The organism is Mycolicibacterium vulneris, assembly GCF_002104765.1.
In the GTDB taxonomy this organism is placed as follows: domain Bacteria; phylum Actinomycetota; class Actinomycetes; order Mycobacteriales; family Mycobacteriaceae; genus Mycobacterium; species Mycobacterium vulneris.
This window is the reverse complement of the sequence record NZ_NCXM01000059.1, coordinates 1-9,909: the sequence shown is the minus strand read 5'-3', so window position 1 is coordinate 9,909 and position 9,909 is coordinate 1. Positions and strand designations below refer to the sequence as shown.

The window sequence follows — 9,909 nt, the reverse complement described above, 5'->3', positions numbered from 1 at the left end:
CGTATTTGGCGCGTGGTGCCGCCGACCTGGTGCCGACGGCGCAGCTGCTGGACACTTACAGCCCGGAAATCTATTGCTTGATGCGCAGCGAACACGACGCGTTGCCCGCCACCGGCGCGGCGGAGGGCGGGTTCAACGGTTATTCGTTGAACATGGACACCGAGGTGCTCTCCGGGCTGGGGCTGATCGCGAACCCGGTGTCAGCGGTGCCCGTCATCGCGTCGCTGGTGGGCGGCATCGCCGGGGTCGTCGGCGGCGCGCCCAACCCCTACATCTATCCCGAGAACCTGCCGCGGGTGAACGCGCGCGGCGGACCCGGCGGCGCCCCGGGGTGCTGGCAGAAGATCACCCGCGACCTGTGGCCGGCACCCGAGCTGATCATGGACACCGGCAACAGCATCGCCCCCTACAACCACCTGGACACCGGATCGCCGTATGCGATCGAGTACGTCTGGGGCCGCCAGGTCGGCGACAACACCATTAATCCCTAACCAGGGCTTCTTGCCGGAATGCGCCGCCCCCAGCGGCTCGCCACACAAATGTTCGGCGAACGCCGTAATGCGCTTGCGCCAGCATTCCTATTTCGGTGCAGTGTTTGCGGTGCACTGACGGAATTACCACTCCGTCGGATTACGCCGCCCACTCTATCTGTGGATCCTGACTACGCTACCCCGCTTGATAAGCCGGACAACGCGTTTCAAAACCCCCACGCTCTGCGTCATGCATTTCGCTGATCGATGGACCGCGTTCCGCGGAGGCGCCTATTCGGCAGGTATATGCCCCGAGTGGAGTACTTAGGTAAGGCTAACATAAGCTGATGGACTTGTGGGCGCCGTTGCCTCGATCGAGGGCGCAGCCAGTGGTCGGTCGGTAACGAGTGAGAAGGGTTTCGCGCATGCGCATCGTGTTCTTCGGATTCCAGACCTGGGGCTACGCCACCCTGAAAGCGCTCACCGAGATGGACCACGAAGTCACCCTGGCCGTCAGCCACCCCTCGAGCGAGGAATCGTACAAGGCGATCTGGTCGGCGCCGGTCGAAGACCTCGCACGTGAGCACGGCATCCCCGTGCATCTCACCGACACGGTGGACGCCGAGACCATCGACCTGGTGAAGCGCGCCGAACCCGACGTCATCGTCGTCAACAGCTGGTACTACCGGATGCCGGCGGAACTGTATAATCTCCCGCCGCACGGAACGCTGAACTTTCACGATTCGCTGTTGCCGCGCTTTACCGGGTTCTCCCCGGTGCTGTGGGCGTTGATCAGCGGCGAGCCAGAGTTCGGCTTGACCGTGCATCGCATGGATGACGGTCTGGACACCGGGGACATCCTCGTCCAGCGTTCGGTTCCGATCGGCCCCACCGACACCGGCACCGAATTGGTGTTGCGGGGCATGGATCTGATTCCGGGGGTGCTGGCCGAAGCGCTGGATGCGCTGGAGTCCGGCACCGCGGTCTGGCGGCCGCAGAACAAGACCGAGCGGACGTATTTCCACAAACGTTCGGAGCGCGACAGTTTGATCGACTGGAGTTGGTCGGCCGAGGACCTCGAGCGTTTTGTGCGCGCATTGTCCGACCCCTATCCCCGCGCGTTCACGTTCTACCGTGGCGAGCGGATCGAGGTCCTCGAGGCGCGTGTCTCCGACGCCGGCTACGGCGGCACGCCGGGCCGGGTGGTCGCCCAGGAGGAGGGCGGCGCCGTGGTCTGCGGAGCAGATGCGTATCGGGGCCGCAACCGCGGCCTGGTGGTCACGCGTCTGCGTTCCGCGGACGGCGTGGAGTGCGGCGGGGAGAAGTTCTTCCGGCGTGGGGGCTACCTGACCAGTCGGCCATGAGAAGTTGCCTTCTTGGTAACGCCATGGACAACGCATCTTCCGCGACCTCAGCGTCGGTGGTTCCCGCCGTCTCCGTCGGGCAATCGGTTGTTAGCGCGCCTGATTACCCGGACAAGATAGACGCCAGGCTGCTCTGGATCGGCGCGGTATGCGGTCTGGCCGGCATGATGGGGCACCTGGACGGTACCGCGGTCGCCGTCGCTCAACGGACCTTTGCCGCCGAATTCGGATCCACGCAGGCCGTCGTCTCGTGGACGATGGCCGGCTACATGCTGGCGTTTGCCGCCGTTGTCCCGGTAACCGGTTGGGCGGCAGACAGATTCGGCACGAAGCGGCTCTTCACCGGCGGTGTCTTGATGTTCACGCTGGCATCACTGCTGTGCACGATAGCTCCGAATATGTTTCCGCTCATCATTTTTCGTGTTCTACAGGGCTGCGGTGGTGGCATCACGACCCCGCTGTGCTTCGTGATCTTGACCCGCGAGTCGGGCCCCAAGCGACTCGGCCGCTTGGTTGCGATTGGAGCAGTTCCATTCCTGCTCGGCCCCGTCGGCGGGCCGATCCTGGGCGGGTGGTTGATCGACAGTTACGGATGGAAGTGGATATTCCTGATCAACCTGCCGATCGGGCTGAGCGCCTTCGCGGTTGCGGCGGTGATGTTTCCGAAGGATCGTCCCGCGCCGTCGGAGACACCCGACGTGACCGGCATGTTGCTGCTGTCACCGGGCATGGCGATCCTGCTGGCCGGGCTGTCCTCCACCCCGGGACGTCGCGCGATAGCCGATCACCATGTGCTGATTCCCTCCCTGATCGGCCTGGCATTGATCGTCGCCTTCGTCGTTCACGCCTGGCGTCGGGCCGACGCCCCGCTCATCGACCTGCGATTGTTCAAGAACCGAATGGTCCGACAGGCCAACGTGACGTTGCTGATCTTCGCGGCCACCTATGTCGGGGTTTTATTACTGGTCTCGAGCTATTTCCAGGTCGCGCTGCACCAGACGCCGATGCAATCGGGGATGCATTTGATCGCGATGGGGATCGGCATCGTGTTGACCACTCCGTTCGCCGGCGCATTCATGGACCGGTACGGACCGAGCAAGATCGTCCTGCTCGCCTTCCGGCTCATGGCGGCAGGCCTGGTCGTCTTCACCATCGGCGTCGCCCGGCAAACGGGTTATTCGCCGACGCTGTTGGTCGGCCTGATGCTGGTCGGGATGGGCGTGGGCTGTGCCGCGACGCCACTTTTTGCCGCGTGCGTGCTGTCGTTGGCGCCGCATCAAATCGCTCGGGGCACGACGCTGCGCAGTGTCAACAATCAGTTGGGCGGCGCCTTCGGAGCCGCGTTGGTGACGGTGCTGTTGACGAATCAGCTCAATCGCCACGAAGACGTGGCGCCGACGAACAACCCTGTGCCCGTTGATCCGTCGGCAATCCCGCCGCAGACAAGCGGCATTGCGAATGCCGCGTCTCATCACCTCGTGCACGCCTACACCGTGGTCTTCGGTGCGGCCGCCGCACTGGCGGTGGGCGCGATCGTCGCGGCGGCGTTTCTGCCGACGAGGTCTGCCCGGCTCAACGATGCCAACGTTGCGGGCGCAGAGTCGCTCGCCTAACGAGAAAGTCCGTCGTCATATGCTCAACTACGGTACGCAACCAGACCTGCTGGGACCGTTGACCGTTGCGCAACGCGCGTTATGGGCCGCTCAAGAGCTCCGGCCGGAAGTGCCGTTCAACTTTGCCGGGTTCCTCGCGATCGATCACGATGTCGACACCGAAAAGCTCATGGCCGCATGCGAATCGGCGGCCACCCGATTCGGCTCGCCGTGTGCGCGGGTAGCGCTGGTCGAGGGCGAGCCGGTTTTCGTGCTCGATCACTCGCTTCCGCGGACCCTGAACACTCTCGATCTGCGTGCCGAGCCCGACCCGGTCGCCGCAGCCCGCGCGTGGATGGACGAAGATTACCGACGGCCGGTCGATCTGGTTCGCGACCGGCTCACCAACTTCATGCTGCTCCGGATCTCCGACGGCCTGTGCTACTTCTACCTGCGCACGCACCACGTCTTGCTGGATGGGTACGGCACCAACAATTTCATCCGGCACATCGCCGACGTCTATTCCGGCGCGGCCGGTGCAACCGGCGAGGTCGATTTCTCGGGCTTTGGCGTGATCCGCGATGCGGACCTGAAATATCAGCAGTCGTCACGCAGCGCAGCCGATGCCGAGTACTGGAAGCGCGTCGTTCACGAGCCGCTGGAAATCGTCGACCTGGCCGGCACCCAGCGGTCGGTGCCACCACGCCATCAGCTGGTGCGCGAGCTGGAGTGCACACAACGGTTGGCCGAGAACCACCGGTTCGACGTTGCCAGGGTGGTCGCGACCATGGCCGTGTTCATCGCGAAAACTACTGGACGCCGGACTATCTCGTTGTCACTGCCGGTGTCGGCGCGCACCAGCGCGGCCCTGAAGAGCTGTGCGGGCATGGTGTCCAACATGGTGCCGCTGGTCATTCGCGTCGAGGACACCGACACGATCGGCGCCCTGACCGGCCGCGTCGGCACGGCCCTGGTCGGCGCGCTGCGCCACCAGCAGTTCCGGGGCTTCCCGGACATCATCGGAGACGGGGCTCGGCTGGACACCAACGTCGAATTCGGTCCGGTGATCAACGTCCTCGGCTTCGCGGCCCCCATTTACTTCGGGCCCTCGCTGGCGACGTGCAACATCTTGACCAATTTCCCGATCCAAGACATCGCCGTCAACATCTATCCGCAGCTGGACGATGGCGCGCCGCAGGTTCACTTCGGATGGAATCCCGAGCGCTACAGCGACGACGAAATCGCAAGGCACATAACTCGTCTGGAGTCGCTCTTCGACTGTCTTCTGGTGGCTGACCCGTCGACGGCCCTGCGCGAGGTGTCGGCCCTCGATCGCGGTGAGCGTGATCTGGTCACCTCGGCGTGGTCTGGCGCAGCTGCGACCGCACCCGTGGGGGTGGCGCCGGAGTTGTTGGCCGCGGCGGTGGCGGCCGATCCCGACGCGATGGCGGTCGTCGACGGTACCCGAGGGCTGTCGTATCGCGAGCTCGACGACTCCTCGACGCGGCTGGCCCGTGCGCTGATCGAGGCCGGGGTAGGCCCGGAGTCCGCCGTGGGCGTGGCGATGGATCGCTGCCTGGAACTGGTCGTGGCGTGGTGGGCGGTGCTCAAGGCGGGCGGAGCGTATGTGCCGCTTGATCCGGCGCATCCGGCCGAGCGGATCAGCACGGTGCTGGACACGGTCGCGGCGGTCTGTGTGCTGACCCGCGGCGCCGACACCCTGACCGGGGCCGGGGGGCGCCCGGTGTTGCCCGTCGACGGTCTCGACTTGTCCGGGCGGTCCGCGGAACCGATCGCCGGCGCCGACCGATTGGCCCCGTTGCGGGCCGCCAACACCGCCCACGTGATCTTCACGTCCGGATCCACCGGCGCGCCAAAAGGTGTGGCGGTCAGCCACGCCGGTCTGCTCGGGGTGGCCGCGCACCGCAAGGTGTTCGGCCTGACCGCCGGCGAGCGCTTGCTGATGGTCGCGTCGCCGACCTTCGATGTGTCCGTCGGAGAACTGTTACTGGCGGTGGGGGCGACGGCGACTTTGGTGGTGGCACCGCCAGAAGCGTCGGCCGGTGAACCGTTGGCCGCGTTGCTGCACGAACAGCGGATCAGCGCGGCGGTGCTCACCCCGACGGTGCTCGCGTCGCTGGACCGCACCCGGCTGACCGGCGTACGCACCCTGATCGCCACCGGGGAGGCCTGCCCGGCGGAGCTGGCCACCGCGTGGGCGCCGGGCCGGCAGATGTTCAACGCCTACGGCCCCACCGAGGCCACCATCTGGGCCACCTGCAGCGCCCCGCTGGCACCGGGGCGGCCGCTCGGCATCGGCGCCCCCATTCCAGGGGTGCGGGCCCTGGTGCTCGACGCGCAGCTGAACCCGGCCCCCGTCGGGGTGGTCGGCGAGCTCTATCTGAGCGGACCCGCGCTGGCGCACGGCTACCTGGGCCGCGCCGACCTGACCGCGGAACGCTTCGTCGCCAACCCATTTGGCGGCGCCGGGACGCGGATGTACCGCACCGGCGACAGGGTGTGCTGGGGCCCGGACGGCCAGCTCCGCTACCTCGGACGCGCCGACGGACAGGTCAAAATCCGCGGCCACCGCATCGAACTCGGCGAGGTGCAGGCCGCGCTGGCCGCACTGGACGGCGTGACGGCGGCGGTGGTGATCGCCCGCGAGGACCCACCCGCCGCCGCGCGTCTGGTCGGGTACATCACCGGCGGCGCCGACCCGGCCCAGGTCCGCAGCCGGCTCGGGGAGCGTTTACCCGCCTACCTGGTCCCGGCCACGATCGTGGCGATCGACGCGCTGCCGCTGACGCCCAATGGCAAGCTCGACATCAGCGGTCTCCCGGCCCCCAAATATTCTGCCGCGACCTACCGGGCCCCCGCCGACGCGGTCGAGAAGATCTTGGCAGATATCTACGCCGAGGTTCTGGGGTTGCCGCGGGTCGGGATCGACGACTCATTCTTCGACATGGGCGGCGACAGCATCATGTCCATGCAGGTGGTCGCCCGCGCGCGTGCCGCGGGCGTAATGTGCCGCCCGCGTGACATTTTCGTCGAGCAGACCGTGGCTCGGCTGGCCCGTGTCGTCACGGTCGCCACCGGCGATGACCACGCGGCCGATGCGGGCCTCGGTGAGGTGGTCGCGACCCCGATCATGCGGTGGCTGAAGAGCATTGACGGTCCGGTCGATCAATTCAACCAGACCATGCTGGTGCAGGCGCCCGCCGGGGTGTGCGAGGCCGATGTGGTGGCGGTGCTGCAGGCCCTGCTGGATCGGCATGCCATGTTGCGGCTGCGCGTCGACGACGACGGCGCGGCGGGATGGTCGCTCTCGGTGCCCGACGCGGGCTCGGTGGACGCCGGCGGGTGTGTGCGATCGGTGGAGGTGTTGTCCGACGAGGCGCTCATCGCCGCGCGGTCGCGGCTGAATCCGGGTGCGGGGGCGATGCTCAGTGCGCTCTGGATCGCCTCGACGAGCCAATTGGTGTTGATCGTTCATCATCTGGCCGTCGACGGGGTGTCGTGGCGCATCCTGTTGGAAGACTTGAATATCGCGTGGGCTCAGCATCGGGGCGGGCAGCCGGTGTCATTGCCCCCGGGCGGCACGTCTTTCGCCCGGTGGTCATCGCTGCTCGATGAGTACGCGCGCCGTCCCGAGGTGGTGGCTCAGGCCGACGCGTGGCGACGGGTATCGGCTGCTCCCGCAGCGTTGCCCGTCGTGCAAAGCGTCGATACCCACGCCAACGCGGGCCGCTTTTCGGCGCGGCTGGATGTGGAGACGACCCGCACGCTGCTCGCCGACGTGCCCGCGGCGTTCCACGTCGGGGTACAAGACATTTTGTTGATCGCCTTCGGACTGGCCATCGCGCAGCTTTCAGGCGGCGGCCAGACGCCGATCGGCATCGACGTGGAAGGCCATGGGCGCCAAGACGAGCTGAGCGCCGGCGTTGACCTGTCGCGAACGGTGGGTTGGTTCACCGCCAAATACCCGGTGGCACTCGACGTCGCCGGCCTGGACTGGGCGAAGGTCGCGGCCGGTGATGCCGCGCTGGGGGCAGTGATCAAGCGCGCCAAAGAACAGCTGCGCGCCCTGCCCGACGGGATCACCTATGGGCTGCTGCGCTACCTGAATCCCGCTGTCGAATTCGGTGATCACGACCCGGCGGTCATGTTCAATTATCTGGGGCGGCTGGCCGGCGCGACCGGGCTCTCCGATGAGGTATGGCGACCAAGCCTCGACAGTCTGTCGGCGACCGCGGTCGCGACCTCGGTGCCGATGCCGCTGACCCACACCCTGGCTCTCGACGCCGGCACCATCGACGGTGAGACCGGCCCCCAGCTGCACGCCGGCTGGACATGGGCGACCACTGCGCTGGATCACACCCGGGTAAACCGGTTGAACGAGTTGTGGTTTGAGGCACTCACCGGTATCTGCACGCACGTGCGCCGGGGTGGGGGCGGTCTGAGCCCGTCGGATGTGGCCCCCGCGCGTCTCACCCAGCAGCAGATCGACGACCTCGAACAGCACGACCGCGTCGCCGACGTATTGCCGCTGACCCCGCTGCAGCAGGGGCTGCTCTTCCACGCCACGGCAGCGCAAGGCGACGGCGTCGACCTGTATGCCATTCAGCTGGCCATCGGCATCGCAGGCCCGATCGATCCGCACCGGCTGCACGAGGCGGTGCGTGCCGTGGTCAACCGCCACCCCAACCTGGCCGCCCGCTTCTGCCCGGACATCGACCCACCCGTGCAGATCATCCCCGCCGAGCCCGTGGTGCCGTGGCGCTACGTGGATCTCGGCACCGATCAGGTCGACGTCGACGAGCGGGTTCACCGGATGTGCGCCGCCGAACGCGTCGCGGTGTGCGATCTGGCGGACCCGCCGGTTTTTCGGGCGGCGCTGATCCGCACCGCCCCGGACCATCACCGGTTCGTGCTCACCAACCACCACGTCGTGCTCGACGGCTCATCGCTACCGATCCTGCTGCACGAAATCTTTGCCGCCTACAACGACCAGCGACTTCCCGCTCCGGTGGCGTACCGCCGGTTCGTCACCTGGCTGGCCGGCCGCGACCACGATTCCGCGCATGCGGCATGGCGAGAAGTGTTGGCCGGCTTCGACACACCCACGCTGGTGGGCTCCCCGCACCGGCAAAGGCTGGGACGGCAGGGCTTGGTGTCGCGCGGGCTCTCCGAGGCGGCCACCCAGGCGCTGCAGCAACTGGCTCGGGCGCACCGCACCACCGTCAACACCGTGCTGCGGGCCGGCTGGGCGCAGCTGCTGATGTCGCTGACCGGGCAGCGCGACGTGGTCTTCGGCGCCGCGGTCTCGGGCCGCTCGGCCGACCTGCCCGGGGTCGAATCGATGGTCGGCCTGTTGATCAACACGGTGCCGGTGCGGGCGCAGGTGACCGCGGCGACCACGGTCGCCGACCTGCTCGGTCAACTGCACAACGCCTACCAGCAGACGCTGGATCACGAACACTTGGCGCTGACCGAGATTCACCGCGTCACCGGTCACGACCAGCTGTTCGACACCTTATTCGTCTACGAGAACTACCCCCTGGGCGCCGCCGCCTCGATGGAGCTCGGCGAGCTGGCCATCACCGGGCTCACCAGCCACGAATCCACTCACTACCCACTGACCCTGCAGGCCACGCCGGGCCCCGAACTGGCGCTGGGGATCGAGTACGACTCCGCTGTGTTCGATACGGAAAGTGTTGCGGCTCTGGCGGATCGGCTGGAGCGAATTCTGCTGGCGATGACGGCCGATCCGTCGCAGCGGTTGTCGTCGGTGGATCTGCTCGACGAGCGTGAACACGCGCGGCTGAACGAGATGGGCAATCGCGCGGTCTTGTCCCGACCCGCTGCTGGAGTATCGATACCGGAACTGTTTGCGGCACAAGTAATTCGCACGCCCGAATCGACGGCGATCACCTGCGCCGGACGTTCAATGACCTACAGCGAGCTAGACCAGGCCGCAGATCGTTTGGCGCACCTGTTGGCCGGCCGGGGTGTAGGGCCGGGTCAGTCTGTGGCGCTGCTGCTTTCGCGCTCGGCCGAGGCGATCATGGCCATCCTGGCCGTCCTGAAAGCCGGGGCCGCGTACCTGCCCATCGATCCCGCGCTGCCCGATGCCCGGGTCGGCTTCCTCCTCAACGATGCCGGCCCAATCGCCGCAATCACCACCGCCGGGCTGGCCGGCCGGCTGGACGGATACGACCTGCAGGTCATCGATGTCGACGTGCCGGTCGACGCGCGGCCCAGCATCGCCCCACCGGCGCCGGCCGCCGAAAACGTCGCCCACATCATCTACACCTCGGGCACGACCGGCGTCCCCAAAGGCGTTGCGGTCACGCACCGCAACGTCACCGAATTTTTGCGGACGCTGCCCGCCGATCTGTCGACTGGGCCGGGGAAGGTCTGGTCGCAGTGGCACTCGCTCGTCTTCGACGTCTCCGTCTGGGAGATCTGGGGCGCGCTGCT

4 protein-coding genes are annotated in these 9,909 nt (G+C 67.1%); all 4 read left to right on the top strand.

What is annotated here, in order from left to right; all coding sequences use genetic code 11:
- A partial coding sequence (locus B8W69_RS29115) for an MCE family protein (protein WP_181447512.1) occupies positions 1-491 on the top strand: 491 nt, incomplete at its 5' end.
- A gap of 404 nt (positions 492-895) precedes the next feature.
- Positions 896-1,834 (top strand): methionyl-tRNA formyltransferase, encoded by a 939-nt coding sequence (locus B8W69_RS29110; RefSeq protein WP_085293103.1) that lies wholly within the window; start codon positions 896-898, stop codon positions 1,832-1,834.
- Positions 1,835-1,857: 23 nt separating this feature from the next.
- Complete coding sequence (locus B8W69_RS29105; protein WP_110882103.1) at positions 1,858-3,447, top strand: DHA2 family efflux MFS transporter permease subunit; 1,590 nt, start codon at positions 1,858-1,860, stop codon at positions 3,445-3,447.
- Positions 3,448-3,466: 19 nt separating this feature from the next.
- Positions 3,467-9,909: non-ribosomal peptide synthetase (locus B8W69_RS29100; protein ID WP_165762724.1), on the top strand; the 6,443-nt coding region annotated here is incomplete at its 3' end.